The sequence below is a fragment of the Aneurinibacillus migulanus genome (genome assembly GCF_001274715.1).
Taxonomy (GTDB): domain Bacteria; phylum Bacillota; class Bacilli; order Aneurinibacillales; family Aneurinibacillaceae; genus Aneurinibacillus; species Aneurinibacillus migulanus.
Map to the genome: position 1 here is coordinate 1,333,926 of NZ_LGUG01000004.1, position 25,759 is coordinate 1,359,684.

Consider the following 25,759-nt stretch of genomic DNA (forward strand, 5'->3'; position numbering starts at 1 on the left):
TGCTTTGTTTGTTATGCGACATGTCTTAGTTTATTATAGTTCGTTATACACGGAAAGAGAATGCACTTGTTTGTTCAATAGATGTTATTGACGCCTGCGCTTTTTTTTGCGCTCTGGAGCGCCGTGGAGTAATCGGTAAGCGAGTGCAGGTCGGGGAGTAATGATCCCATCCGTCCCTAAGTCCATCATTTTTTTTATTTCGGCCAGCGTATCGACCTGATAGGGAACGACTTTTAATTCCTGTTCGTTGCACGTTGACAGCAATTCCCCGGTAACCTCCTGGATGGGCGGATGAATATATGCACATGCATATTCTTTAGCGTATTTCCACGGTTCTTTGAGCCGGCCGAAATAAAGAAACGCAATGTCAGATGCGCATCCGTTTTTGCGCAAAAGCCCCAGGCTGAACGGATTGAAGGTAGAGATAATGACTTGCTTCTCCATATTATGAAGACGAATTAATTCTACCACTTTGCGCTCTAACCCGTTTCGCATAGCGAAAAAATTTTTAAGCTCAATGTTTATCATAATATTTTTGTTGGTGACACGTTTAAACACTTGCTCTAATGTTGGTATGCGAACCCCTGCAAATGAAGTATGCTTCCAGATGCCGAAGTCCATCGCCTGCAGTTGCTTGAGCGTATAGTCGCTGATTTTTCCCTTCCGTCCGGTAATGCGTTGTAAAGTCCAATCATGAAATACAACAACCTGTTCATCGCGGGTTAGCTGTACATCGAGTTCAATACCGTTTGCTCCGTCCCTGATTGCATGCACAAAAGCCGGCAGTGTATTCTCGGGGTATCGGATAGAGGAGCCGCGGTGCGCATAGATAAGAAACATATTATTCATATACCAAGCAGCCTCGCTTATTTTTTAATGGATAAGAAAGTAGATGTCGCTGTAAAGCAAGCAACATTCACCTTCTTTTAATCGTATCGATTTGTTTGTATAAACTATGCAGAGAAAGCCATACTAATGATAACGTTGGACAGTAGCCAAGTGGTAAGGCACCGGACTTTGACTCCGTTATGCGAAGGTTCAATCCCTTCCTGTCCAGCCATCTTTGTACATAAGCGTATGTGTAGAAAGGCCAGGAGGATTATATATAGCTTCTGGTCTTTTTGTTTGGTAAGCAAGCAACATCTGCTTTCTTCCGAATCGGATCGCTTGAAAAACGCCTGTGAGTTTTTCTTACTTGAGAAAGCACATTAGCAAATATACACTTACAGTAAGACAGGGTTATACTTAGAGTATTTGGAACGGAGGGAAAAAGAATGGATGCTTCATGGTTTGTAAAGTCATTTCAGGAGGATTATTCCACACTGTACCAGCATCGGGATGAAGAGTCGGCACGAAAAGAAATCGACGGACTGCTTCAAAAGCTACCGTTGCCGAAGACAGGCCGGGTACTTGATTTCTGTTGCGGTGACGGGAGACACACACGCGCATTGGCACGACATGGCTACGAAGTAGTCGGCTTTGATTTATCTGAGTACTTGCTCGATCAAGCACACCAAAAAACAAAAGATGAAAACATTACATACTACAGGTATGATATGCGTGAAATCCCATTTGAGAGTGAATTCGACATATTATTTAACCTGTTTACTAGTTTTGGTTATTTCCCAGAAGATGCAGAAAATGAAAAGGTACTGCATAGAATGGCGCAGGCACTCCGTCCAGATGGGCATTTCGTCATTGACTATTTGAATCCGCTGTACATTGAAGAGCACCTCGTGCCGGAATCGAGTCGTGAAGTTGAAGACAAAAGCATCGTCGAGCGCCGAAAAATTGAAGACGGCTTTGTAGTGAAAGAAATTAATATCACAGAAAAAGGAAAAACAAGGCGGTTTTGGGAAAAAGTACGGCTATACAGCCTTGAAGAGATGAAGACAATGCTTTCTCATGCTGGTATGGAAGTCGAAAGCGTGTATGGTGACTATGATTTCAGTCCGTACTCTAAAGAAGGTAAACGAATGATTATTTATGGTCATTGCCGTAAATAAAGACGGAATAGTGCCGATCCTTTCAATAGAAGGATTGGCTTTTTTTGTACAAACATTATGGATTATTGCTCAAAGAAAAAAGGGGGATTGAGGAAGAAGAAGCACATCTTTCCAAGCACAACGATAAAATAAAACTTCTATCAGTGGAGGATTCCTCCTCCCTGCTGGTTCGTTGCGCTTATCGGAGGCGTACTGCTCGCCGGACTGGTATAAAAATTAAAAACGAGGCCATAGAGCCTCGTTTTTTTAAAATTTACCTAAATTTGAAATTTCACCACTGATTTCGACCAGTGCTTGTAGCGCTTCAACAGATTGAAACGCGAAAATTGGGAGAGCGACGATATAAAGTAAACCTTCACCAATTATGTTCATAATGTTCATCGCAATCACTCCTCTATTAATTTTCTTGCAATTATGAATTTGTGATATGGCTAATAATAAATCATTAACATCGTAATTACAATGTCAAAAATTAGAACCTTTAGGATAAATATGACTACAAACTTTGCAGCTCTCCTGTATGTTCAAAAGCAAGAACGAAAAATAGGAGGAACAAAATGATGTGGTTTATGGCAAACAAAGAAGAGAAATCTCTACAAAGGATATCATTGTCGACGTAATCAATCGGATTGCTAGTCAGATACACTTGTTGGCATTGAATACAGCGATTGAGGCGGGGCGAGCGGGCGAGCATGGGCGGGAGTTGGGTCGTAGCCGGTGAGATGAGAAAGCTGTCAGAGGGGGTACAGCAAATTACTAAATATGTGAAATTTATGTGAGCATGAAGAAAAATTAATCCTTTTATTTGTATCGTTACTTATTCGTGATAAAATGGAAATGGAGGTGTGTGTCGTGGATTACAGCAGAATGTGTCCCAAGTACGAGTCTGCTATTGAGCTTCTGGGCAAGAAATGGTCAGGATTAATTATTCGCGTGCTGTTGGGTGGCCCAAGACGATTCAAAGATATTAAAGCGCAAATTCCAGAAATGAGCGATAGAATGCTGACAGAGCGAATTAAAGAATTCGAAGAAGCTGGTATCTTAAACCGTAGAGTATATCCGGAGACGCCGGTGCGCATTGAATATGAACTTACGGATAAAGGGCGGGATCTCGAGCGGGTTATCGAATCCATTCAGCAGTGGGGCGAGACATGGATGTAGGGGAAAAGATAGACGAAAGCCAGACCGCTGAACGATCTGGCTTGTTTTTCATCCAAGAATATTAATGTATGTGTGTACGTAAGAGGGGAGATTAGAAGCGGCCGCCAAGCTGTTGCTCAGCCATTTGCACCAAACGCTTGGTAATTTCGCCGCCTACAGAACCGTTTTGGCGGGAAGTCGTATCCGGTCCCAGTTGTACGCCGAATTCGGAAGCGATTTCATACTTCATTTGGTCAAGCGCTTGTTGTGCACCGGGCACTACCAGATTGTTAGTATTGGAGTTGCGTTGGTTTTGAGCCATGGTTTGTTCATCTCCTTACGAGAGTTTGTATTATCAAGGATAGCTATCCTTGTAAGTATATTGTCACAAAACATTTATCATCTTAAACATGGTGAATTATGGGATTTGAAGCGGTGGGGGAGGAGCCAGATGGTTATACAACTGGTATTATATTTTGGGGGTCTTGTAACGTTTGCTGTGGCACTAGTCACTTACTTCGCTACTAGGCGGGCATGGCCAGCACCTGTTGTGCTAATGCCGATGTTCGCTTTTGTATCGTATTATTCGACAAACGAGCAAATGATTTTATGGATTGGGGCTGGGTTTTCGCTGCTGGCTTATCTTGTTGCACTTACCATTAAAGTTCTGGTAAAAAGAGATAAACAGCAGGGATGAAGAAAGGAGAGCTAGATGAAACAGATTACATGCCCTTATTGCGGAAAACAGGTGACTGGAAATCACCGCTATGAGGTAAAGTGTTACCATTGCGGAAATTATAGCTATCTAACCGAAGGTTTGCCGGTAGAGCGGGAAAAAAAGGAGCTAAGTGAAGCTGCTCATGAATATGCGTATGCGTATGTACCACAGCATGTTCGCGAGTATGCCGATAAGTACGGTCTGGCCCAGTCCGGCCCAACTACGCTCCGATGGTTTCGTGATCACGAAGAAGAAGCGTACCGGGCAATTGTTCAGTTCCTCGATGAGAAATTGAACGAAGAAGTACTGAGTAAGCTGCATAAAGAACATAACAGCACAATGCCATTTGTACTGTTCGCACTTGATTATCTCCATTTTCCGCTGCAGCGTGCCTCGTTGGAATGGGAAGCAGATCAGACGGGCAGCAGCGAGTTTTAGGTACAAGCGAGATGTCCAAGCTCTTATTTGCATATGCCGATAAGAGCTTTTCTTAATGGATAAGAAAGCTGTCAAGCAGGATTTTCTTTTAATATCGTACAATCTTAACAAGAAAAAGAAGAAGGGGAGAGTAGAAAAATGGGCAAATTAAGTGAAGTGGACGTAAATCATAAGTTTGAAACAAAAAAAGAATACAAAGAAGAGCTGAAAAAATATCAGCTGGAGCTTTTGCATTTGCAGCGGCAGTTTCACGAGAAAGGCATTCCACTTATTGTTGTATTTGAAGGCTGGGACGCGGCCGGTAAGGGAGGCGCTATTCGTCGTTTTACAGAGAAAATTGACCCGCGTGGATTCCAAGTTCATGCTGTCAGCGCGCCAAATGTAATTGAGGCAAGATACCATTATTTGTGGCGTTTCTGGAACAAGCTGCCTGCCAAAGGTCAAATCGGTATTTTTGATCGTTCCTGGTATGGACGTGTGCTGGTGGAGCGAGTAGAGAAGCTGGCGACTGAAGAGGAATGGAAGCGTGCATACCGTGAGATTAATGAGTTTGAAAAAGTACTCGCCGACGGCGGAGCGCTCATCGTGAAATTCTGGCTACATATATCTAAACAGGAACAGCTTGAACGGTTTGAGGAACGAAAAAACAATCCGTTTAAGCATTGGAAATTAACAGAGGAAGATTGGCGCAATCGTGAGAAGTGGGATGAGTATGAGCAAGCGGTGGATGAGATGCTGGAGAAAACGGATAAACCCCATGCTTCCTGGCACATTGTTGGGGGCAATTATAAATGGCATGCCCGTGTTATGGTGTTGAAAACGATTGTTAAAGCAATGGAAGCTCGCCTGCATACTGAAAAATAAATGGTGCAACGGTTGCGCGAATAGTGCAGGGATGATAGATTAATGACATAAAATGTACACAAATTATGTGTGGACAAATAAGGGAAACAGCGGTGAGTGGAATGATTGAAACGATAGAGCGCCTATCACAGGCTCAGGAGGGGCGGGGCCAAGTACCCGCCGAAGTGCTGTATTATAGAGTTGAAAAGCTCAAGGAAAGCTTTGCTGCCGCAGGAGATGAAAGAAACGCTAAAAAAGCGGAGCAGTTGCTCGAAAAGTTATATAAGAAAGAATTTACTGTTGCTTTTTGCGGTCATTTCTCTGCAGGAAAGTCAAGCATGATTAATGCGTTGATGGGCGATCAAGTATTACCGTCAAGCCCGATTCCGACAAGTGCCAATGTTGTGAGCATTAAAACAGGAAAAAAATCGGCCCGCATCTTTTTAAAACACGGTGCGCCCGTCGATTTTGCGGCGGATTATGATGTAAGCGAGCTTAAGAAATACGCAATAAACGGAGATGAAGTAGAAACGATTGAGTTATATCATCCGTCCAATCTGCTCGGGGAAATGGTAAGCATTATGGATACACCGGGCATTGATTCTACTGATGATGCACATAAAGTATCAACCGAGTCGTCACTACATCTCTCCGACGCCGTCTTATATGTAATGGACTATAACCATGTCCAGTCTGAAGTGAACTTTCAATTTACCAAGACGTTAAAAGACCGAGGAGTACCGGTATATTTGGTCATTAACCAGGTTGATAAGCACGTGGACTTCGAGTTGAGCTTCGACCAATATCGTGCAAGCGTAGTTGATGCTTTCCGTCATTGGGATATTGAACCGGATGGTATTTATTTTACATCCTTAAAAGATGCAAACCATCCAGAGAATGAATGGCCGGAGTTGCTGGCAAAGCTTGGACAATTGTTCAAAGAGAAGGAAGCGTTGATTATTCCAAGCATTATGCGGGCTGCCATGTATTTGATTGGTGAACATCGCAGATTTTTACACGATGCACACGCGACACAGCGTGAGCCGCTTGAGCGCTTGTTAGAGCAGAAGACGGAAGAGAATGTGCAGGAGAAATATGCGGTACTTGAGCGCCGTCTCGCTTCTTTGTTTGAACCGGCTGATAAGCTTGAAGACGAAGGGAAGCAGGAGCTACAAAACATACTGGATAATGCGCCGCTTATTCCTTTCTCTACGCGTGAATTGGCTCGATTGTTTTTGGAGAGCCGTCAGCCCGGTTTCAAGGTCGGCTTTTTGTTTGCAGGAGGCAAAACAAAAGAAGAGAAAGCGAAGCGATTAAAAGATTTGTACGTTGAGTTGTCCGAGAACGCCTCTGCACACCTTGAATGGCATATTAAAAGCCTTCTGCGTACGCTCCCGGAAAAGTATGGCTACGATGACAGCGAATATCAAAAGCGGGTCATGGAGTTTGCCGTGCCGTTTTCTGAAGAATTACTGGAAAATGAAGTGAAGCCGGGCGCGCTGACAGGCGGGGAAGCGATTTTGAATTATTCCAAAGATATCGCGAATAACGTGAAGAGTCTGTATCGCCGTGCTGCTGTGGAGATGATTGAGGATGCCTCGCGGAACATGCGCGCGCAGGCGGAAACGCAGGCGGTGGACATTCGACAGGAATTGGATGCTGTGCGCATTCTCAAAGAGGCGGAAGACGGGCTTCTGGCATTGGACAATCAGGAAGCAGAGGCCGAAGAGTACCTTTCTGGCATGGTCGTACAAGGTGTTCCAGGTGAAGAGCAGGCTAAGCCGCTTCCGGCTTACGAGCAGCAGGTGGCTGAACGGGTGGCTGCACCAGCGGCTTCATCTAATAAAGCAAAAGCCCAGAAGCCGATTAACTTAACAGGCATACAGGAAGAGAAACCGGCAGACGAAGCTGCAACGTATTCCTCACCGATTAAAAAAGATTACAAATCACACATGCTTGAAACGGCGGGAATGCTGCGGCAAACCTCGCAGCGCGTTCAAGATATTCCTGGACTCGCAGGCATTGCGAGGGCCATGGAGCAGCGTGCTGAACGATTGGAAAAAAACCGCTTCACTGTTGCGCTATTCGGTGCGTTCAGCGCAGGAAAATCATCGTTTGCCAATGCGCTGATGGGCGATTTAATTTTGCCGGTATCACCGAATCCGACTACTGCTGCAATTAATAAAATTTTACCACCGGATGAACACAACCCGCACGCTAGTGTCCGAGTTCGTTTGAAAACGCACCAGGACGTTACGAATGATGTTCTTCATTCACTAGAAGTATTCGATGTTCACGCAGATACGATTGAACAGGCGATTGAGAAAACATCGACGCTTGATGCGGGTGATATCCATCCTACAGCCAAGCCTCACTACAGTTTCTTGCGTGCTGTGCAGAGAGGGTACGGGGATATTGAACATCAGCTCGGTCAGGATATCATCATCGGATTGCAGGAATTCCAGGAATTCGTTGCTCAGGAGTACAAGGCATGCTTCGTGGAGTGGATCGAGCTGTATTACGATTGCCCGCTCACCCGCCAGGGTATTATTCTAGTGGATACACCGGGAGCCGATTCAATTAATGCCCGCCATACGGGTGTGGCGTTTGAATATATTAAGAATGCAGATGCAGTATTGTTTGTTACTTATTATAATCATGCGTTTTCACATGCGGATCGGGAGTTTCTTATCCAGTTGGGACGTGTTAAAGACACGTTCGCTATGGATAAGATGTTCTTCCTGGTCAATGCTGCAGATCTTGCCCATTCGCAGGAAGAATTGGATGGCGTCGTAGATCATGTTGTACAAAATCTTGCTACCTGTGGCATCGTGCGTCCGCGTATTTATCCCGTATCAAGTCAGACCGCGCTTCTGGCAAGAATGGGCGAGCGAGGCAAGCTGAGCGAATCAGCGGCAGGTATTCTCCGCAAACGGCTTGGGGTTATCGAAGGTGAGGCGCTTCCTTCAACGGATGCAGCCCTGCGTTTCTCTGGGTTGCAGCGCTTTGAAGAAGAATTTATCTCTTTTACGCTGGAAGAATTAACACAAATTGCGCTCAACGAGGCGTTCGCGGAAGTGCGCCGGGTTTTGAAGACGATAGACGATTTTATTGCTGCGGCGCGCCAGGATGTCAACCTGCGGGAGCAAAAGCTGCGTGAAGCAAAAGAGCAGCGGGAAGGTGCATTGCAGACGGTGCATGAGTTGGATGCAGCAGCTGATATCCAGGCAGTGGAGAAAGAAATTCAAGAGCTTGTTTACTATGTTAAACAGCGGGTAATGCTTCGCTTCAGTGAAGCGTTCCTCTATTCATTCAATCCGACATCGATTCAGAATGACGGACGCAATATGCAAAAAGCATTGCAACTTTCCTTAGATGAACTTTCACGTTTCCTGGCGTTTGATCTGGCGCAGGAAATGCGGGCAACCGCGCTTCGGATTGAGAAGTTCATGGCAGGCGCGGGAATGAAGCTGGTAGAGAAGCTAACAGGACGCATGCATGTTGAACACTTCGAATTGCGGGACTGGGAGCAGCCGACATACGATACACCGGACTTTGCCGCTGTTTTTCCTGAGGGAACGACCAATGAGCTGAAAAGCTCGCTTAGTTTGTTCAAAAATCCGAAGCAATTCTTCGAGCAGGGTGGAAAAGAAAAGATGAAAGAATCGCTCGAACATAAGTATCAGGTCCCAGTACAGGCTTATGTGGCCGGGAGCGAGCAAATTCTGCGTACGTATTACGTGTCTGCATTTGAACAAGAGATTGAAGCAGCTCGTCAAAGGGCAACGGCAGAAGTGGAAGAGCATTTTGCTGGACTTATTGCTGCACTTGACATGAAAATCGATGTGGAAAGTCTAATTGTCCGCAAGCAAGAGGTCGAGGAGATGTTAAATGCTACAATGGACAAATAAATGTAAAATATAAGAAAAATTATCTCTCGTCACCCTATGTTTTTTTTACTATAATAAAGTAAAACTTCCATCGGCAGGGGATTCTTTATCCCCCGCTGGTGGTTCGTTGCACTTATCGGGGTCTAGGGGAAGTTATCCCCACGTAGTGCACTTGAAGTGAGGGTCTTACTGCCCGTTGGACCCGGATAAATGGAAGTAATACAGGGCAAAATAATAGGGTGGGTGAATATCGGATGAAAATTATCGAAACGAATCTTATAGGACAGGAATTCTCTTTCGATCTGGTAGACACGGTTCTGCATGGTATCGGTTTCAACCGTGGTGAGATGTTTGAATACGATTGGGCCGCGTACGATTATCCGTTGTTAACATCAAAACTAGAAGACTTTGTGTTCCTCCGTATTTTTACGCGGGCTACATCCGGTGAAATCGAACGCAGCAATTGTACGGTACAAGTGACTGACGTCATGATTACCGGTGCGAAGTACCTTGAAGGACTTGACTTCAGTAGAGAAATCGAGAAACGGTACATAGACCGCTCCCGTGAAATCCTAAAAGAAGTGGCACAACGCTTGAAGCTTGATAACATCGATGTTGACGTCCGTGATGCCAGTACAGTGGATTGTGAAGTGCGTAGTGGCGTTCGTCCTGTATTTTAGCCCGTGTAAAGGATAAGAAAAGTCTCCGGCCGGTTTTCGGCGGAGGCTTTTCTTGTGCCGACAACATGATAAGAAAAACTTGCGGGCGCCTTCGCTCGTCCTTTTTCCGCCCGCTGTTCCACGCGCGTTTTTCTTTATGCACAAGTGGAAGAAAAGTTTAATTCCTTTATCACTTTAAAGGAGTTGAACTTCCTTAACGATTAAAAAAGAAGGATGGAGAACATGAAAAAAAATCTAACATTGTCCGTTGTATTTTTGGTTGTCATACTTATGCTTGCTGCTTGCGGTTCGGAAAAAGGACAGGAAGAGCAAAATGGCGGAAAGAATACGGCTGACATGAACGTGTCTTTTAAGGCGCCGGAAAGAGTAGAAGCGGGCCAAAAGTTGGAGTATAGCGTTACGATAGAAAAAGACGGACAGCCGGTACGTGATGCAGATGTGATTGTTCACCTTGAAATGGCGGATATGGATCATGGCAAGAATGGTTTTCGCGGTAAAATGGAATCGCCCGGCATATATAAAGGACAGGCTGTACTGCCTATGGGCGGCGATTGGATTGCGTATGTAAATGTGAAGACAGATGGAATAGAAACGACGCGTCAGTTTGATTTCAAGGCAGAAGGAGATATGATGTTTCCGGAAGAAATGAAAAAAGCGGGGTTGAATGAAGACGGATCAATACAAAATCCAGATTTTTAGTATAGGTTTTCAAGGGTGTTGATTATCCAGCACCATCCAGAGTGGAACGTCACCACACTTTGCCTCAAACAGGCATCGGTTCGTCTTCCGCATAGAAGCGTATACGGTCGCTTCTTGCCTCGGCTAAGCTGGACAGCAAAACATTTGGGTAGACGCGAAGAGTGTGACAATTGCTGTCCTATAGTCTCCTGTACTGAGAAGCCCAAATATTTTGCTGGTCCGGCTTTGACCCCACAAAGCGGCCGTGTCCCTTACTTACTTATGAGAAAAAGACAAGAGAACACGCTGGCGCGTATATTTTTTCTTATGCTCTTGAGGAATTGTACATGTATTTACGGACCGGCATATCGTCATAAGGTTTGTTCGTCCATGAATCTTGCAGGTCTGGACCGTCCAAGCGTTTGAATTCTTCAGTATCCACTGTTGTTTCTATCGCTTGCGCAAGTTGGCGTTTTTCGGTAGGAGACAGGGGCGTAAACGCATGTAGATTTGTTGAATAGCTTACGCATGTCTCAATGATCTCATCCCAATTGGCGAAGCTCATCGAGTCATTCTCCTTTCATGTAAAATTCATTTTCCGGTAACCGTCAGCCATTGTACGACGAGTGAAGTGTTGCCGGCCCCCTTTCCGAATCTTTTGCCTTATTATAAGTAAAGGGAAATAAAATAACAATACGTGTTTTTTTCATATATTAAAAAGGACGGGAAGCCCGTCCTTTTACTATATACATACTACCTATTCAGTTACGGTTTGGCGAGAAGGTGGCGTAATTGTAGAGATAATGCCACCGATAATGATTCCGATAAGCGCTGGAACAATCCAGCCGAGTCCTTGCGCCATGAGTTCGCCCATAAGAGGCAACTGTTGCAATGTTTCTGTAAACGCAGGAAATGTAAAGCCTGCCGCAGCCAGACCATCAATAATGGAGATGCAGGCGGCACCGATCACGCCTCCCGTATATACTGCTTTGCGTCCCCCGAATAGATTGTTTGTTAATGTCAATATAATGAGCACAATCGCAACCGGGTATAGCATGACCAGCAGCGGTACGGAAATTTTGAGAATAGTGGAAAGGCCAAAGTTCATAATAATTAAGCTGAACAAAATCAACACGGATAATACTAGACGATATGATAGTCGATTGTTGGTTAAGTTTGAGAAAAATTCCGCGCTGCTGGTTATCAGGCCGACGCATGTAGTCAGACAAGCAAATGTAACGGCAAGAGATAGTAGGAAAAGCCCTACTGAACCAAGCAATTGCTTAGCCATGAGTGTGATAAGCTCTCCACCGTTCTCATACGGACCAACCACATGTCCACTAGTGGCTCCTAAATAAGTCAGGCCAACATACAGGAGTCCTAAGCATGTGACCGCAATAATGCCAGATTGGATGATGATTCTGGCTTGTGCACCTCTCTCGGTTATGCCGCGTTCACGTACTGTATTTGCAATGACGATACCGAATACAAGTGCAGCTAACGTATCCATCGTATTATATCCTTCCAGAAACCCTTTGGAGAATGGATTATCCAGTGTAGGCGGTGCATATTCTCCAGACAGCGGATACATCGCTCCCCGAATAAGAAGTGTTGCTAACAGTACGATCATAATAGGCGTAATTACCTTACCGAAGCGATCGACCAGCTTTCCAGGATTCATGCAAAGCCAGAAAGTCAGTGCAAAGAATACGATACTATATAAGAACAAAACGACAGCCGATGTTTTAGCATCCGGGGAAAGAAACGGAGCAATCCCAATTTCGAATGCGACGGCGCCCGTCCGCGGGATAGCGAGCAAAGGACCGATTGATAGGTAGGTTAATACCGAGAAAATGACAGAGAATATAGGGTTTACCCTATTGCCCATCAACCGTACATTTCCGCCCGCACTTGCTACAGCTGCAACACCGAGCAAAGGGAGCCCTACACCAGTAATGAGAAATCCGACAATGGCTGTCCACATTGCAGGTCCTGCATCGTGTCCAAGCGTCGGTGGAAAGATAATATTCCCTGCACCAAGAAAGAGGGCAAATGTCATCAATCCAACAGCCATTAATTCTTTTAATGATAAAACTTGCTTCATACAGCCTCCTTATACTTATGCGAAAGAATTGACTGAATTTTTGTTTGTATCTGTCAATCACCTCATTTATCATACCATATTTTATTTATAAATAAAGTATAATGATTAAATTCAAAATTGACAGTTTATTATATTATTTATCTGGATAAATAAGAGAAGGCCACTGAGAGAGGGTGAAGCTTAATAATAGACGGTATTCACTGGTAATAATTTCAAGGAAACCAAGTTTTTCTTCGTTTTCGATTAGGATAGGTTCTTTTCGTCGCAGAAAGGCGGGAGTTTCTTCTAAAGAGAAGAAAATGTTCTCTTCCTGATCGTAGAAATGTATGACGCGCCTTTGCTCACATATGCTTACACTACGTAGCTGGATGGTACATCCCTGATGGATGCGCCGCCATTCAAATAAACCAAGACCTGTCGTCTGATTATGCTGTCGGTATGCAGACAGCGAAACAAATGAAAAATATAGAGAAGAAATTTGTCCTTTTTTATGCAGCAAGCTGGAAACATGGAGTATTTCACGCAATTCTTGCGTAAGGTGTATAAAGCGGATAAGAGACATAAACAAGTACTCCTTTATTATGAAGCGATTTTATATCGAACTATTTTTAAGATGGTGAAGTAGTATGTGTCATTTATGTAGTATGTCCCGGTCGCAAAGGTAACAAACGAAAAAAAGAAAAATGTAAACAATTATGAATTTTTAAACTTTGTCGCACGAATGAAATAATGCTAGGTTCGTTGTAACAAATTTGTTACAATTACCGTAATAGGGAAGAGAAATCTTAAAGGTTGGAGGGTATCTTATGCCAGAGACACAGTTGAAAGAAATCTGTGAGGAGTCCTATAACAGGCTGAAGAAAGTGTGTATGGAACTTGAAAAATTCTTAAACACTACAACACTGAATGCACTCGTACAAACCTCTCCGGATCCTGAACAGTATGAGCCATATTATCGCGACTACTTATCCGATTTTCGTCACCTCCTCGTCAATTGTGAAAACGCATATGAGAAGCTGGGCATTTGCTTACGACGCGCCCGCTTTAACAAAGAATTCGCAGAAGAGGCCCTCTATACGGTGTATCATACTTGTGTGAATATGTTCTTCTACCCAAAGGGAGAAGTATATGAAGAAGATGGACGTAATTCATACACTGGACGTGATGCGATTATCTTCCATAAGGAAGTAGCTCCTAATTTGAAAGTGCTTACTTTGGGATTATCGAAAGTTTTTGAGTATTTGCGTGATGAATTGCAATACTATGAGACAGATTATGTAACGATGAAACGCATGAGTGCTACACGCTGAAATTAATTATTTCAATACAATCCCCCGCTGCAATCGTCAGCAGGGGATTTTTTGTGTCGTGTAATGTCTTGTAATTACCTAAACAAATCCTTCAGTTGTTCTAAAAGTCCGTCGCCTTTCTGCTTCGGGACCAGATTCGGTTCCTGGTTTGTATTCTGCATTTGTACTCCGGCCAAATTAAGTGCACGAGGTACATCCATAATGCCATAACCGTAATCTTGATCCCAGCCAGGCTTGCCGGCGTCACGGGTAGCCTGACGCATGATTTTCATTACCTCGGTGTTGCTTAGGGATGGATTCAATGAACGGATCAGTCCAGCTAATCCTGCAACATGCGGACAGGCCATTGATGTACCTGATAATGAAGCGTAATGGTTTTGTGTATAGGTACTTGGAATATCCACGCCTGGTGCCGAGACATCGATATGAGAGCCGAAATTAGAGAACTCAGCCTGTTTTCCTTGCCAATCTACAGCCGCCACGCTGATGACCTCCGGGTATGCGGCAGGAAAGCTGGGCTGGGATGTATGATCGTTTCCACTGGCTGCAACCATGACAACATTTTTATTGAATGCATATTTAATCGCATCATGTAGTACGTTTGATGGATGATAGTTGCCGACGCTCATGTTGATTACGCTAGCGCCGTGGTCTGCAGCCCAGATAATGCCTTTAGCGATATCGAACGAGGAACCGCTCCCGTCGCTGCCAATGCCTTTGATTGGCATGATTTTATTATTCCAAGCGATACCGGCGACGCCCTGCTGGTTGTTCGTTTTGGCTGCGATAATACCGGCAACATGAGTGCCGTGACCGTTGTCATCCTGCGGACGGTTGGAACCATTCAGCACGTTGTAGCCATCCACTAATTTACCCTGGAATTCCGGGTGATTGAGATCGACGCCCGTGTCGACAATGGCGATCACGACATCTTCTTTTCCCTTAGTAATATCCCATGCCTTTTCCATATCGATGGCGGACATATTCCATTGATATCGCGGGTAGAGTGTATCGTTTGGTGCGGCATTTGGCAGGAGAAGATAGTTTGGTTCCGCGAATTGGACCTCTGGCCGTTTGCTGAAATAAGCGATGAGCTGATCCGTTGACATGGTCCGCGATTTGAAAATAAATATATTTCCGTGCTGCGCTTTTTGCCATCCATTAATCGACGCAAGCGTCTGCTTAAGAACGGCGGGAGATGGGGGGCGCTTAAACTTTACCGTTACTTCACGTTTCATGTAATGGCTGGTCTGATTGCTACTATGATGAATCGTAATGACATTTTCATTGTTATGCAGCTGTGTCCGCGACTCCTGTACTTCACTAATGTAGTTGATGCGGTAAAATTTACTTTTCTTCTCTGCCTGTTGCACAACAGGTGGAGATGCAGGCTTGGGTGGCGCCGCACTGCGTTCAGGCTGGGCCAGTAAGAAATACGCGGCCGCCAGAATCGCGAGTCCTCCCATACCATATCGGGCGAAGCGTCCCATTCTTATTCCTCCTTATTGCAGTTACACGGTTGTACATAGGTTTTAGCGAGAGGAGAGATTATATGAACGGTGAATTTTAACAGGGGAAGCATACCAATGAAATAAGACAGTTAATTGTAAAAAAATCATAATTTTTTGAAGGTAAACGCTTTTTTTTGTCGAATAGCTATAGTACAGTTGTTGTATAACAAAAAGTTATCCTACAGTAAAAAAGCTCTGCGAAAGGGCTGAAATAACCTTAGGATGGGGGTTGGAACCATGGCCACAAAAGAAAGACCGCAAGACATTATGATGCTTGATGACACCGCAAATCTAAAAGATTATGCGGGAGCGACCCATACCATGGACTGGAAAGAAGTAGAGAAGAATTTTTCATGGTACGAAACGGGAAAAGTCAACATTGTCTATGAAGCGATTGACCGGCATGTGGAGAACGGCAATGGCGATAAGGCGGCATTGTTCTACACCGATGGAGAGCGGGATGAACACTATGCGTACGTACAACTTCAAAAGCTATCTTGTCAGTTTGCCAACGGCTTGAAGGCGAAAGGAATCAAACGAGGGGATCGGGTCTTTATTTTTATGCCGCGTAGTCCAGAGCTTTTTATTGCATTGCTAGGAATTGTGCGTATCGGCGCAATTGCGGGCCCGCTGTTTGAAGCTTTCATGGAAGACGCTGTGCGTGACCGTTTGCTTGACAGTGGAGCGGTAGCAGTTGTTACTACACCACCTCTTTTGCATCGCATTCCTGTGGACGAGCTTCCGGAATTAAAACATGTGATTTTGGTTGGTGCCGATGAGAAGACGGCTGACAATCAAGTGCTATATCAAGAAATAATGGAAAGCCCTCATGAGTACACGATCGAGTGGGTAGAGCGGGAATCCGGTATGCTCCTGCATTACACTTCAGGGTCCACTGGCAAGCCGAAGGGCGTTTATCAAGTTCATGATGCGATGATTCATCAATATTTGTCTGGCAAGTGGGTGTATGACCTGCGTGAAGGCGATATTTACTGGTGCACGGCTGACCCTGGTTGGGTAACCGGAACGTCTGCGGGCATGTGGGCGCCATGGTTAAATGGTGTAACCGTCGTGTTGCGAGGTGGGCGCTTCAAGCCGGCAGATTGGTACGCTACGCTTGAGAAATACAAAGTTAATGTGTGGTTTAGTGCTCCCACAGCGTTTCGCATGTTGATGGGAGAAGGAGACGAGTTGCCGAAGCGGTTTGATTTATCTAATTTACGTCATGTTCTTTCGGCGGGAGAACCGTTGAATCCGGAAGTCATCCGCTGGGGATTGGATGTGATTGGACACCGTATTCATGATAACTGGTGGATGACGGAGACTGGATCGACGATTTGTGCTAACTATCGTTCTATGCCGATTCGCCCAGGTTCGATGGGCAAGCCACTTCCGGGTATTAAGATGGCGATCGTGGATGACGAGGGCAACGAGTTACCGCCGAATACGATGGGGAATTTGGCGATTATGCCGCCATGGCCAGCGATGATGCGCCAGATTTGGAATAACCCGTCCAAATATGAAGAGTATTTCATGACCGGATGGTATATGTCTGGTGACTCGGCCTATGTGGATGAAGACGGATATTTCTGGTTTGAGGGCCGAGTGGATGATGTGATTAATACATCCGGGGAGCGGGTAGGTCCCTTTGAGGTCGAGAGCAAGCTCGTGGAACATCCGGCAGTAGCCGAGGCTGGCGTTATCGGTGTTCCTGATCCAGTGCGCGGCGAGATTATTAAAGCGTTTATCACACTTCGCACAGGATATGGGGCGAGCGATGAACTAAAAGAGGATATCCGTAAATTCGTAAAAGAGCGTTTAGCTGCACATGCGGCGCCACATCAAATTGAATTTCGTGATAAGCTGCCAAAGACGCGTTCCGGCAAGATTATGCGCCGCGTGCTAAAAGCGTGGGAACTCGGTCTGCCGACAGGCGACTTATCAACTATGGAAGATTAAAAAGTAAAAAGAAAAGGCGAGAACGTATGCTTCTCGTCTTTTCTTAATGGTTGCGCTATAGGAACCTGTTCAAAAAGGAAAACAAACAGAGCCATGAAGCTCAAGGCGCGGTAAACCTGAGCAGCGGAGGGGCAACGCAACGCAGAAATTCGCAGTTCTGTTTCCCGGACTTTTTGAACATCCTCTACAACGAAGCATAACCGGACTCTGTACGTCGACGTAGCAAGTGCATGGATTTAATGTAACTTTCCAAAGAGTGGAGCGTGTGGATGCCTCGTCTTTCTAGTTCTTCGATGAATCTTACATACAGATCGGCTGTCATTACTGCATCACCAAGTGCAGTATGGCGGCCTTCTACCTTAATTTCATGCTGCTTAAGCAGCATGTCAAGTCCGTATGATTTATTTGTCGGAAGCAGGTGATACGCAAGGGTCATCGTGTCAATGACTGGGTTATACAGTTTAGTCTTGCATAGTTTTTTTAGCTTGCTATTTAGAAAGTTCATATCGAAATCAGCACAGTGCGCCACCAGATAGTTCTCACCGATAAAGTGTAGAAATTTGTGCAGCACTGGAAGCGGTGGCGGTGCATTTTGTACATCATTATCTGTAATGCCGGTAAGCTTTGTGACGACGGGCGGAATGGAGACTGTGGGGCAAATGTATTCATGAAAAAAATTGTTTTCTTGTATTTGGCCGTTTTCGATTATAACCGCCCCGATGGAGATAATTTCATCTCCTGCATATGGATGGAATCCAGTCGTTTCTGTATCAAATATAATAAACCGCATGTTACGCAGATGGCGGTCCGGATAAGCTTGCTCTCGTACTGTTTCAGTCATACACTGTATTTCTTTAATTAACTGTGGGTCAAGAACAGGCTTTTCCTTATACCAATTCGTCGTGATGTGTTTGATGTATTTGCCTAGTGGAAAAGAGTACATCGTGTTCACATCCTTTTCTATATAAATTACACTTGATAGTTTGACAGGGGAGTGTGGTTGGAAGGAGGAGATTCGGAAAAAAGAAGAGGTTGGATGCGCCCTGCGATCCGACATGAGAAAGGCCAGCGTGTGTTTTTCCGACCGCTCCCGCCCACCGCCCTTCCTTCTTTTCTTACCTCCTACTATAAAAACTTGTCGATTTATCAAATTAGATGTATATAATGAATCTATTCTCGTTCATTGTCGTAGAGTAAAGCTTAAGGACCGTTTTATTACAAGTGTTATCGATTTTTATCATACCATAGGACCATTCTGGAGGATATACTTTTTAGAAAATTTTGATTACGTTTTATTTCTTGACGTTCTCAGGTTTGAACAGTACGATGAAAAGAAAACGTAACCACTAGGGGTGCTTTGTGCTGAGAGGAGCGCTTGCTTCGACCCTTAGAACCTGATCCGGTTTGTACCGGCGGAGGGAAGTGGATGGATGCTGCCGTATAATCGGCCTTCGCATATGGACAGTGAGCGCCACTCCACTTGGGGTGGCGTTTTTTAATAATTATAACAGGCAGTAGCGACACAGGCGGTTGAAGACTTCCACCGTCGCGGCCGAAGAGAGGTGCTTATTAATGGAAGTAAGCAGAGCGTTAACAATAGCCGGTTCTGATAGTGGGGGCGGTGCGGGTATTCAGGCTGATTTAAAAACGTTTCAGGAGCTTGGCGTATATGGAATGTCTGTTCTTACTGCACTTACTGCACAAAATACGCAGGGCGTACATGGCGTATATGCGATACCACCGGAGTTTATTGCTCAGCAAATTGACGCCGTGCTGACGGACATTGGGTGTGACGCAGTAAAGACAGGGATGCTGTTTGATAGTAATATTATTGAAATGGTTGCGCACAAGCTAAAAGAGCATAACGTACGCAATTATGTGCTTGATCCGGTTATGATTGCCAAAGGAGGAGCTCCACTCTTATTACAGGAAGCCGTGGAGGCGGTAAAGGAGCATCTGCTCCCGCTTGCAACTGTCGTTACACCGAATCTGCCGGAAGCAGAAGTCTTGACTGGAATGAAGGAAATCAAGACGAGAGAGCAGATAGAGGAAGCAGCGCGCATGCTTCATGATTGGGGCGCGCAGAATGTTGTAGTGAAAGGCGGGCATAGTGAAGAAGATATGGCAACCGATTTGTTGTATGATGGTCGAGAGTTTATTGAATTATCTTCAGCTCGGTTTCACACGCAGCATACACACGGTACAGGATGTACGTTTGCGGCAGCGATTGCCTCAGGGCTTGCAACCGGTAAAACGGTACATACAGCAGTAGAACAAGCGAAACGCTTCATTACAGCTGCTATTAGTAATCCACTCGGTATCGGTCATGGTCATGGTCCGACCAATCATTGGGCCTATCGGAAGGAAAATCCTTAAAAAAAACAGGCGGGGGACGGATTCCCACGCCTGTTTTACTTTATGTGCTTGCTTTTCTGGCAGGGCCTCTTGCTGGTTTCCCCAGCGTTGCTTTAATCTCGTCCAATTTCGCTATAATCTCATCATCCAATCGTTCATCTAGCTTTTCTACTTTTTCTTCCAATTGAATGACTAGCTGTGCCACACGGGCAATCTCTTCTTTGCTCGGCATGTTATTCTCGTTAAGGAATTGCTCCATCCATCTCTTATATTGATCTTGGGAATAAAAAAACCATTTCTGATATTCGCCGACCATAGCTGAGTATTCAGATGTTTTCACAAAATCATCCAGTGACTTTCCCCATGTTTTCTCAACCAAATCGTACCAGCTTTTCCACATCTGTACCGGGTCAAACGTTTGATTGGATGTCATGCGAATCCCTCCTGTGTTTTAATCCCTCCTTCTTATATTACGTGGAGAGAGAAGAATATACAAACGAAAATTGTGAAAAAATTAAAAACTATTATATATATGCATTTTTAGCGATATACACTCGTATAGTGAATTATATCCACATGCTTGTTGATATTTTAGAGAAGAAGAGAGGAGGTTGGAAAACATAGCCAGCCTCCTCATTAGGTATGTGAGATACGCCATGCAGCTTTGCTGTCGTGGAAGGTTTATGTGCCACTTGTATATTAGGATATGAAAGGGAGGAGAAGTATATATGGGGAACGGGAAGGATAAGGTTCATGCTTACGGCGCACCGAAAAATTTGCTTATCCCCTGTGTGCTGCTTTTGCTCCGAAGGATGAGCAATTACGGGTATCAAATTATTCAGGAGTTGGTAGAGTTCGGTTTTTCTTCTATCGATCCCGGTTATGTCTACCGGATCTTGCGTCAATTGGAAAGCGAAAAGCTTGTGCAATCCCATTGGGAAGTATCGAGCGGAGGTCCGCCGAAGCGTATGTATTCCATTACAAGCGCCGGAACCGAGTATTTAGAAGCCTGGTCGCAAACTCTGGAGAAATATCAATATACATTGGACCGCTTTTTTACTATGTATGAGCGTCTCCTTTTTCTTTCGACAGACAAAAATAAATAAAAAAGTAAATTGTTATAAAAGTTAGGAAAAAGTATGGAAAGTAACTAGATTACCATATAAGATATAAGCAATATGTAATGTGCCTAAAGGGGGAGTATGTATTGTTTCAAAAAATAAATAATATGTCGATTAAATTAAAATTAACAGCAACCATTTTGTTTATCACCCTTATTCCGTTAATGGCTTCAGGATTTTTAAGTTATCATTCTGCTTACGATAGCGTCTATGATATGACCGTGCAGGATTTGAAGTATATTACTAAGATTAAGGCAGAAGAAATTGCTGCTTATACAAAAGACAAAGAAGTAGATGCAGCCATGTCAGAAAAAATAAAAGCGCTAGTGGATGATGTAGAGACAAGTTACTACAGGGCTAACGGATTAAGTGGATATGCTTATATTATGGATGATCAGGGAAAGGTATTGTACCATCCTGATCCGCAAATGATAGGCACAAGCCTCGCGAATGAGTCGTTCGCCCAGGAAATTATTAAAGAGAAAACCGGATACATTACATACCCCTGGAAGGGAGAAGAGAAAGTCGCTTCATTCTTGCAGTTATCGAATGGATGGGAACTGGTTATCGGCAGCTATTTAAAGGATATGATGAAACCGCTCTTGTTTATTCGTAACCAAATGTTCATTATCAGTCTTGTTTCTTCATTGCTTGCCATTATTATTGGATATGTAATCGTACACATATTGACAAAACCGATGAAAGAACTTGTACAGGCTATGGAAAAAGCGGAGGCTGGGGATGTTACTGTACAGGTCACACCTGGCTCCAAAGATGAAGTGGGACAACTAACCCATATGTTTAATGAGATGATTGGCGAATTCAGAAATATGCTGCGCCAGGTACATGAAGTCTCGGAGCAGGTGGCAGCCTCTTCCGAGCAGTTGACAGCCAGTGCCAATGAAAGTACACGCGCATCGGAACAAATTTCAGAGGCATCGCAGGAGATTGCCTCCGGGTCGGAAGGACAGATGGAAAGCGTACGTATGACAACTGAGGCGCTGCACGAGATGAGTAGTAATATTCAATCAATCGCTGATAAAATTCATGCTGTCAAGCACGACTCATCAACGGTAGTAAAATATGCACATACAGGTGAGAGTTCTCTGAAGAAAGTAATCTGGGAAATGAATGATATTTCTGAGAAAGTCAGTAATACAGAAGTGCAAATTCGTGAATTGGGGAACCGTTCGGAGGCAATTAAAGGGATTATCGGTACCATTCACGAAATTAGTGAACAGACCAACCTGCTCGCACTAAATGCAGCGATTGAAGCGGCGCGTGCCGGGGAGCAAGGAAAAAGCTTCGCGGTAGTCGCTCAAGAAATTCGCAAGCTGGCCGAGCAATCGGGCAAATCAGCAGGGGAAATTGCGACGCTTATCTCTGATATTCACGCAAAAATCGGTACTGCTGTTACTTCGATGGGAGAGAGTAGTAAAGCCGTATCGGAAGGTCGTAGCGTAGTGGAAGAGGCGGGGCAATCATTCTCTAGCATTCTTAAAGCGATTGCCGATTTGAATAAACAAATCGAGCTTGTGACCACTTCTTCCAAAACGATCTCTGAAGGAACAGAACGTATCGTACGCCAGGGAGATGAAATATCGCGTCTTGCATCTATTGCTGCAGCCGATACACAGGAAGTGGCGGCAGCATCTGAGGAACAAACCGCCACGATGGAGGAAATCAATGCCGCATCAGAGATGCTGGCCAAGATGGCAGAGGAACTGCAAACACATGTCAGCCGGTTTAAAATCTCATAGCGTGTAGCATTCCGCTCCTTAATTAGCTAGAATGAGAAAAAAGGGGCGGGAGGTGAAAGAATTGGATTATGTGGATCGCAATCGTGCTTCTTTTGACAAACTGGCAAACGAGACAGGAGGAAAGTGGCGTCACCGAGAGTTGACTATGCAGTTTATTCCTGGGTTTCAAATGCTTTTGGGCGGCAACAGTGTGCTCGATCTCGGATGCGGGGTAGGACATGACGCGCTTAGACTAAAGCGTTATGATCTGCATGTACAGGGTTTGGACATCAGTGAGGTAATGCTTGAGCAGGCCAAGCAGAAAGTACAAGACGTTGAGTTTATTCAGGGGGATTTTCGGCATATTCCGACCGGGGATGAACTGTACGACGGAGTGTGGGCCAACGCCTCGCTGATTTACTTAACGGAAGAAGATTTGCATAAAGCGCTGGATGAAGTATACCGGGTGCTAAAGCCAGGTGGTGTTTTCTTCTCTTCATACCGGCTTGGCGAAGGTGATGTTGTCATCGATAATATTTTCAACCAGTTGTATAAGGAAGATGAAATACAGAATATCCTGCGCTTGCACGGATTCCGGATTTTTGACCGGGCGAATACGGGGGGCGAGGAAGAGCCGTACCTAAGCTTATATGCTATTAAGCAATAATTCCATCTATAATACTTGGTGCATACATAAAATAGCCGCGGAAAACCGCGGCTATTTTCTTTTTTTTAGGCGTTCTTTTGTGAGCTCCCGACGTCGACTGCGGATTTCGAAGCGTTCAGATGCGGTTTTATAATTCCAGCGTTCTTCTTCCGTTTCGGGAAGCACAGGAGGAACAGGCGTTGGTTTATCGTTTTCGTCAAGTGCCACGAATGTTAGGTATGCCTGCGAAGTCAGGCGCCGTTCGCCTGTTAACAGATTTTCTGCCTCGACCTTTACGTATACTTCCATGGATGTGTGATGAGTCCATGATACGTACCCTTCGAGGCAGATGGCTTCTCCGGTACGGATAGGAGCAAGGAAATCAAGGCTATCGCTTGATGCGGTTACCACTTGTCTGCGACAATGGCGCATAGCAGTAATACTTGCAACTTTATCGATATAAGCCATAACATTTCCGCCGAAAATTGTTCCATGATAATTCGTATCAGGCGGGAGCACGATATCAGTCATAGTCGTACGTGATTCGCTTGTTTTTTTTCCATTCAAAGGAAGTCACCTCAAGTGTCAAAAATTCAAGTAGATATAGGTATAGGTATAGGTATGCACCTAATTTACCAGCCATGGGCAGGTGTCGTGTCCTAACGTCCCATAGGTGAATACAGTGTAGCAGATTGATAAATAAATTGATAACGAATGGAGGACGTTACACATGCATTATCATCACCCGGGCGTAGTTCAGTCAATGGACGTAGACGTGGTCAAATATCATTACCACGTCGAGAAGATGCAGTATTATGAGTACAAGTGTCACAAGCATGTAGGTCATAAGAAATACTACAAAAAATATTATAAGCGTTATTGTTACCATAAAAAAATGTATGAATACTATTGCAAAAAAGGCCATGATAAAATGTACAGCATGGGACCGGTTTCGCCAGCGGTACCTTACCCCTATCCGCCGGTAGCTCCTGTCTACCCAGCCGCTCCGAATCAGCCGGTGGCTAAAGGCAAAAAGCGCGAAAGTTCTAGCTGTTGTTAATCGTGAATAGAATGTAAGGAAGAACGGGCCTTCTATGCTCGTTCTTCTTATTTCCAGCCTATGTATTGATGAGTCCGCGTAAACAGTGTAGGATACACAAGAAAGCCAAGGATAATGCTTGTCATGGCTGATGCGGCAGTATATGAGAACATAATAAGCAACTGATAGCGAACGGCTTCGATCGGACTGGTTCCTGCAATAATAAGTCCGGTCATCATGCCGGGAAGCTGGACGAGCCCAACGGTTTTCAACGCATCAATAATTGGAATCATGCCCGCACGTATCGCCTCTCGAATAAGCCGTTCACTAGCCTGTCGACTGGTAGCACCCAAGGACAGCGCGACAAGGATCTCTTCCCGCATGGATGAAGCTCTCTCCTTCATCTGATTCAGCAGAAGAGAAGAGACGATCATGCAGTTACCAATTACCATACCGCTGATTGGAATGACAGGTTGTGGCTTCCACTGTAGCATGCCGAATGCGAGCATCATCCCTAGCGTACCCGCAGCAACGACTGTGATAGTAAAGAATACACGGATAAACACATACGGAATGCCTTTTCCGCGTTTAGCGGAATTCTGGGACGCGACCAGAAGCATTGTTAATAATATGCACGCGATAAACATAGGATGGCTACTCGAAAATACGAATTCGAGCACATATCCAATCGCGACGAGCTGCACGATGGCACGTATTGTACCAATGAGCATATCGCGCTCTAGCCTCAATTTCAGGAGAAGCGATAAAAGCATAGCGATAAATACGAAGCCGACGGTCATGACGGTGGCAAGTGTGCTCATGGGGTAAGCTCCGTCTCTAAGCATCCGTCTTTTAGGCGCCATAGAATGCTCCCCAGGCGTTTCGCCTGTTCGGGGGAGTGGGTAATCCACAATACTGTGTGTCCTGCCTCATGATAAGCTTTAATTTCGTTCTCAATGTGTTTGGCGCTCTTCTCATCGAGGGCGGATGTCGGTTCATCAAGTAGAAGAACATCCGGGGTAAGCGATAAGGAGCGCGCAATGTTTACACGCTGTTTTTCCCCACCAGATAATTCCTCGATACGACGTGATACGTAGTCTTGAGGAAGTGAAACCCGCAGCAACAAATCTTCCATCTCTTCCGCTAGCAGTGTGTCTCCCTTAAGCTTTGCAGGATATGACAAATTATCGGCCACTGTGCCGGGAAACAAGACGGGGGCCTGGAAGACATAATGAAGCTTTTGGCGTAGCTCAGGCGGATGCCATTCAGATAGCGGCCTGCCTAAATAAAAGATTTGGCCTTCATCCGGTTCCTCTAAGCGGGTCAAAAGGCGGAACAGCGTACTTTTTCCTGTGCCGGACGGGCCTGTGATCGTAATGAAAGCCCCATTCTCCACATTGGCGGTAACATCTTTTAGCGGTGTGGATCGATGATGCGGCGTTCGATATGACTTTGAGATGCATTGGAGTGCAAGCATAGATTCGCTCCCCATAGCGTGACGATCTCCCCTTCGTGTATCGTATAGTTTTTCATATTTCACGTACGTATAGTATATTATATGTAAATTCCGTAGAAAGGAAGA

General features: G+C 44.9%; 27 protein-coding genes, 1 tRNA gene, 1 pseudogene and 1 riboswitch. Of the genes and pseudogenes, 17 read left to right on the forward strand and 12 right to left on the reverse strand.

From position 1 onward, the window contains the following. Window positions 1-84: 84 nt before the first annotated feature. Window positions 85-849 (reverse strand): glycerophosphodiester phosphodiesterase, encoded by a 765-nt coding sequence (locus AF333_RS08290; RefSeq protein WP_052520324.1) that lies wholly within the window; start codon window positions 847-849, stop codon window positions 85-87. A gap of 136 nt (window positions 850-985) precedes the next feature. Between AF333_RS08290 and AF333_RS08295 the strand changes: the two genes are divergently transcribed. Together AF333_RS08295 and AF333_RS08300 are read left to right on the forward strand one after the other, a co-directional pair. After that, window positions 986-1,060: transfer RNA gene (locus tag AF333_RS08295), tRNA-Gln, on the forward strand. A gap of 214 nt (window positions 1,061-1,274) precedes the next feature. Then, window positions 1,275-2,006, forward strand: coding sequence for a class I SAM-dependent methyltransferase (locus AF333_RS08300; protein WP_043066703.1), 732 nt, complete (start codon window positions 1,275-1,277; stop codon window positions 2,004-2,006). Between the two features lie 246 nt (window positions 2,007-2,252). Here AF333_RS08300 and AF333_RS36730 read toward each other — a convergent pair whose 3' ends face one another. Further along, a complete protein-coding gene (locus tag AF333_RS36730; protein WP_255322200.1) occupies window positions 2,253-2,387 on the reverse strand; it encodes a hypothetical protein in 135 nt (44 codons plus the stop codon). Between the two features lie 226 nt (window positions 2,388-2,613). On the opposite strand from AF333_RS36730, the pseudogene AF333_RS34880 reads away from it, so the two are divergent. Both AF333_RS34880 and AF333_RS08305 read left to right on the forward strand, forming a co-directional pair. Continuing rightward, window positions 2,614-2,746 (forward strand): annotated as a pseudogene (locus AF333_RS34880) (methyl-accepting chemotaxis protein); the annotation flags it as partial. A 112-nt stretch (window positions 2,747-2,858) separates the two neighbouring features. Continuing rightward, on the forward strand, window positions 2,859-3,167 hold the full coding sequence (locus AF333_RS08305; protein WP_043066702.1) for a winged helix-turn-helix transcriptional regulator: 309 nt from the start codon (window positions 2,859-2,861) through the stop codon (window positions 3,165-3,167). A 91-nt stretch (window positions 3,168-3,258) separates the two neighbouring features. Here AF333_RS08305 and AF333_RS08310 read toward each other — a convergent pair whose 3' ends face one another. Beyond that, entirely contained in the window at window positions 3,259-3,468 is a 210-nt protein-coding gene (locus AF333_RS08310) for an alpha/beta-type small acid-soluble spore protein (RefSeq protein ID WP_021619227.1), read from the reverse strand. A 129-nt stretch (window positions 3,469-3,597) separates the two neighbouring features. Between AF333_RS08310 and AF333_RS08315 the strand changes: the two genes are divergently transcribed. The 6 genes from AF333_RS08315 (at window position 3,598) to AF333_RS08340 (ending at window position 10,414) form a co-directional block, all read left to right on the forward strand. Then, window positions 3,598-3,843 (forward strand): hypothetical protein, encoded by a 246-nt coding sequence (locus tag AF333_RS08315; protein WP_043066701.1) that lies wholly within the window; start codon window positions 3,598-3,600, stop codon window positions 3,841-3,843. A gap of 15 nt (window positions 3,844-3,858) precedes the next feature. Then, window positions 3,859-4,302, forward strand: a complete 444-nt coding sequence (locus AF333_RS08320) for a hypothetical protein (protein ID WP_043066700.1) — start codon at window positions 3,859-3,861, stop codon at window positions 4,300-4,302. A 138-nt stretch (window positions 4,303-4,440) separates the two neighbouring features. Next, on the forward strand, window positions 4,441-5,166 hold the full coding sequence (locus AF333_RS08325) for a polyphosphate kinase 2 family protein (protein WP_043066699.1): 726 nt from the start codon (window positions 4,441-4,443) through the stop codon (window positions 5,164-5,166). Between the two features lie 101 nt (window positions 5,167-5,267). Then, window positions 5,268-9,056, forward strand: coding sequence for a dynamin family protein (locus AF333_RS08330; protein ID WP_235356664.1), 3,789 nt, complete (start codon window positions 5,268-5,270; stop codon window positions 9,054-9,056). A gap of 233 nt (window positions 9,057-9,289) precedes the next feature. Beyond that, a complete protein-coding gene (locus AF333_RS08335) occupies window positions 9,290-9,715 on the forward strand; it encodes a YugN family protein (RefSeq protein ID WP_043066698.1) in 426 nt (141 codons plus the stop codon). Between the two features lie 222 nt (window positions 9,716-9,937). Further along, window positions 9,938-10,414 carry a FixH family protein gene (locus tag AF333_RS08340; RefSeq protein WP_043066697.1) on the forward strand — a complete coding sequence of 159 codons (477 nt, stop codon included), beginning with the start codon at window positions 9,938-9,940 and terminating at the stop codon, window positions 10,412-10,414. 304 nt (window positions 10,415-10,718) lie between these two features. On the opposite strand, the gene AF333_RS08345 is transcribed toward AF333_RS08340, so the two are convergent. From AF333_RS08345 to AF333_RS08355, 3 genes are all read right to left on the reverse strand, one after another. Continuing rightward, window positions 10,719-10,958 carry a hypothetical protein gene (locus tag AF333_RS08345; protein ID WP_043066696.1) on the reverse strand — a complete coding sequence of 80 codons (240 nt, stop codon included), beginning with the start codon at window positions 10,956-10,958 and terminating at the stop codon, window positions 10,719-10,721. A gap of 192 nt (window positions 10,959-11,150) precedes the next feature. Continuing rightward, window positions 11,151-12,497 (reverse strand): branched-chain amino acid transport system II carrier protein, encoded by a 1,347-nt coding sequence (gene brnQ / locus AF333_RS08350; protein ID WP_043066695.1) that lies wholly within the window; start codon window positions 12,495-12,497, stop codon window positions 11,151-11,153. Between the two features lie 133 nt (window positions 12,498-12,630). Next, the gene (locus tag AF333_RS08355) at window positions 12,631-13,059 is read right to left on the reverse strand and encodes a hypothetical protein (protein ID WP_043066694.1); all 429 of its coding nucleotides are present in this window, start codon (window positions 13,057-13,059) and stop codon (window positions 12,631-12,633) included. Window positions 13,060-13,303: 244 nt separating this feature from the next. On the opposite strand from AF333_RS08355, the gene AF333_RS08360 reads away from it, so the two are divergent. Continuing rightward, complete coding sequence (locus tag AF333_RS08360; RefSeq protein WP_043066693.1) at window positions 13,304-13,807, forward strand: DUF3907 family protein; 504 nt, start codon at window positions 13,304-13,306, stop codon at window positions 13,805-13,807. A 74-nt stretch (window positions 13,808-13,881) separates the two neighbouring features. Here the strand turns inward: AF333_RS08360 and AF333_RS08365 are convergent, their stop codons facing one another. After that, complete coding sequence (locus tag AF333_RS08365) at window positions 13,882-15,297, reverse strand: S8 family peptidase (protein WP_052812141.1); 1,416 nt, start codon at window positions 15,295-15,297, stop codon at window positions 13,882-13,884. 258 nt (window positions 15,298-15,555) lie between these two features. Between AF333_RS08365 and acsA the strand changes: the two genes are divergently transcribed. Then, entirely contained in the window at window positions 15,556-17,277 is a 1,722-nt protein-coding gene (gene acsA / locus AF333_RS08370; RefSeq protein ID WP_043066692.1) for an acetate--CoA ligase, read from the forward strand. A gap of 184 nt (window positions 17,278-17,461) precedes the next feature. Here the strand turns inward: acsA and AF333_RS08375 are convergent, their stop codons facing one another. Next, the gene (locus tag AF333_RS08375; protein ID WP_235496245.1) at window positions 17,462-18,427 is read right to left on the reverse strand and encodes a 3'-5' exonuclease; all 966 of its coding nucleotides are present in this window, start codon (window positions 18,425-18,427) and stop codon (window positions 17,462-17,464) included. Window positions 18,428-18,615: 188 nt separating this feature from the next. Next, window positions 18,616-18,715: riboswitch (TPP riboswitch) on the forward strand. Between the two features lie 134 nt (window positions 18,716-18,849). On the opposite strand from AF333_RS08375, the gene thiD reads away from it, so the two are divergent. Next, window positions 18,850-19,653 (forward strand): bifunctional hydroxymethylpyrimidine kinase/phosphomethylpyrimidine kinase, encoded by an 804-nt coding sequence (gene thiD / locus AF333_RS08380; protein ID WP_043066691.1) that lies wholly within the window; start codon window positions 18,850-18,852, stop codon window positions 19,651-19,653. 40 nt (window positions 19,654-19,693) lie between these two features. Here thiD and AF333_RS08385 read toward each other — a convergent pair whose 3' ends face one another. Further along, window positions 19,694-20,065: a DUF4349 domain-containing protein gene (locus AF333_RS08385; protein ID WP_052520328.1), complete on the reverse strand. Its 372-nt coding sequence runs from the start codon at window positions 20,063-20,065 to the stop codon at window positions 19,694-19,696. Window positions 20,066-20,360: 295 nt separating this feature from the next. Here AF333_RS08385 and AF333_RS08390 point away from each other — a divergent pair, with 295 nt between their 5' ends. The 3 genes from AF333_RS08390 to AF333_RS08400 all read left to right on the forward strand — a co-directional run bounded on the left by AF333_RS08390 (window position 20,361) and on the right by AF333_RS08400 (window position 23,159). Continuing rightward, window positions 20,361-20,738, forward strand: a complete 378-nt coding sequence (locus AF333_RS08390) for a helix-turn-helix transcriptional regulator (RefSeq protein ID WP_043066690.1) — start codon at window positions 20,361-20,363, stop codon at window positions 20,736-20,738. 101 nt (window positions 20,739-20,839) lie between these two features. Next, window positions 20,840-22,513, forward strand: a complete 1,674-nt coding sequence (locus tag AF333_RS08395) for a methyl-accepting chemotaxis protein (RefSeq protein WP_235355899.1) — start codon at window positions 20,840-20,842, stop codon at window positions 22,511-22,513. A 70-nt stretch (window positions 22,514-22,583) separates the two neighbouring features. Next, window positions 22,584-23,159 (forward strand): class I SAM-dependent methyltransferase, encoded by a 576-nt coding sequence (locus AF333_RS08400; RefSeq protein ID WP_235497013.1) that lies wholly within the window; start codon window positions 22,584-22,586, stop codon window positions 23,157-23,159. Window positions 23,160-23,210: 51 nt separating this feature from the next. Here AF333_RS08400 and AF333_RS08405 read toward each other — a convergent pair whose 3' ends face one another. Next, window positions 23,211-23,705, reverse strand: coding sequence for an acyl-CoA thioesterase (locus tag AF333_RS08405; protein ID WP_407638634.1), 495 nt, complete (start codon window positions 23,703-23,705; stop codon window positions 23,211-23,213). A 163-nt stretch (window positions 23,706-23,868) separates the two neighbouring features. Between AF333_RS08405 and AF333_RS08410 the strand changes: the two genes are divergently transcribed. Beyond that, window positions 23,869-24,198: a hypothetical protein gene (locus tag AF333_RS08410; RefSeq protein WP_043066689.1), complete on the forward strand. Its 330-nt coding sequence runs from the start codon at window positions 23,869-23,871 to the stop codon at window positions 24,196-24,198. 47 nt (window positions 24,199-24,245) lie between these two features. Here the strand turns inward: AF333_RS08410 and AF333_RS08415 are convergent, their stop codons facing one another. Together AF333_RS08415 and AF333_RS08420 are read right to left on the reverse strand one after the other, a co-directional pair. Beyond that, complete coding sequence (locus AF333_RS08415) at window positions 24,246-24,998, reverse strand: ABC transporter permease (RefSeq protein ID WP_043066688.1); 753 nt, start codon at window positions 24,996-24,998, stop codon at window positions 24,246-24,248. Next, window positions 24,995-25,717, reverse strand: a complete 723-nt coding sequence (locus AF333_RS08420) for an ABC transporter ATP-binding protein (protein WP_235496256.1) — start codon at window positions 25,715-25,717, stop codon at window positions 24,995-24,997. Before AF333_RS08420 ends, AF333_RS08415 begins: the two co-directional genes overlap by 4 nt. Window positions 25,718-25,759 lie beyond the last annotated feature (42 nt).

Bases quoted from the DNA above. Each gene is read 5' to 3' on its own strand.
- AF333_RS08290 (WP_052520324.1), bottom strand. From the start codon at position 849: ATGAATAATATGTTTCTTATCTATGCGCACCGCGGCTCCTCTATCCGA.
- AF333_RS08300 (WP_043066703.1), top strand. From the start codon at position 1,275: ATGGATGCTTCATGGTTTGTAAAGTCATTTCAGGAGGATTATTCCACA.
- AF333_RS36730 (WP_255322200.1), bottom strand. From the start codon at position 2,387: ATGAACATTATGAACATAATTGGTGAAGGTTTACTTTATATCGTCGCT.
- AF333_RS08310 (WP_021619227.1), bottom strand. From the start codon at position 3,468: ATGGCTCAAAACCAACGCAACTCCAATACTAACAATCTGGTAGTGCCC.
- AF333_RS08315 (WP_043066701.1), top strand. From the start codon at position 3,598: ATGGTTATACAACTGGTATTATATTTTGGGGGTCTTGTAACGTTTGCT.
- AF333_RS08320 (WP_043066700.1), top strand. From the start codon at position 3,859: ATGAAACAGATTACATGCCCTTATTGCGGAAAACAGGTGACTGGAAAT.
- AF333_RS08325 (WP_043066699.1), top strand. From the start codon at position 4,441: ATGGGCAAATTAAGTGAAGTGGACGTAAATCATAAGTTTGAAACAAAA.
- AF333_RS08330 (WP_235356664.1), top strand. From the start codon at position 5,268: ATGATTGAAACGATAGAGCGCCTATCACAGGCTCAGGAGGGGCGGGGC.
- AF333_RS08335 (WP_043066698.1), top strand. From the start codon at position 9,290: ATGAAAATTATCGAAACGAATCTTATAGGACAGGAATTCTCTTTCGAT.
- AF333_RS08340 (WP_043066697.1), top strand. From the start codon at position 9,938: ATGAAAAAAAATCTAACATTGTCCGTTGTATTTTTGGTTGTCATACTT.
- AF333_RS08345 (WP_043066696.1), bottom strand. From the start codon at position 10,958: ATGAGCTTCGCCAATTGGGATGAGATCATTGAGACATGCGTAAGCTAT.
- brnQ (WP_043066695.1), bottom strand. From the start codon at position 12,497: ATGAAGCAAGTTTTATCATTAAAAGAATTAATGGCTGTTGGATTGATG.
- AF333_RS08355 (WP_043066694.1), bottom strand. From the start codon at position 13,059: ATGTCTCTTATCCGCTTTATACACCTTACGCAAGAATTGCGTGAAATA.
- AF333_RS08360 (WP_043066693.1), top strand. From the start codon at position 13,304: ATGCCAGAGACACAGTTGAAAGAAATCTGTGAGGAGTCCTATAACAGG.
- AF333_RS08365 (WP_052812141.1), bottom strand. From the start codon at position 15,297: ATGGGACGCTTCGCCCGATATGGTATGGGAGGACTCGCGATTCTGGCG.
- acsA (WP_043066692.1), top strand. From the start codon at position 15,556: ATGGCCACAAAAGAAAGACCGCAAGACATTATGATGCTTGATGACACC.
- thiD (WP_043066691.1), top strand. From the start codon at position 18,850: ATGGAAGTAAGCAGAGCGTTAACAATAGCCGGTTCTGATAGTGGGGGC.
- AF333_RS08385 (WP_052520328.1), bottom strand. From the start codon at position 20,065: ATGACATCCAATCAAACGTTTGACCCGGTACAGATGTGGAAAAGCTGG.
- AF333_RS08390 (WP_043066690.1), top strand. From the start codon at position 20,361: ATGGGGAACGGGAAGGATAAGGTTCATGCTTACGGCGCACCGAAAAAT.
- AF333_RS08410 (WP_043066689.1), top strand. From the start codon at position 23,869: ATGCATTATCATCACCCGGGCGTAGTTCAGTCAATGGACGTAGACGTG.
- AF333_RS08415 (WP_043066688.1), bottom strand. From the start codon at position 24,998: ATGAGCACACTTGCCACCGTCATGACCGTCGGCTTCGTATTTATCGCT.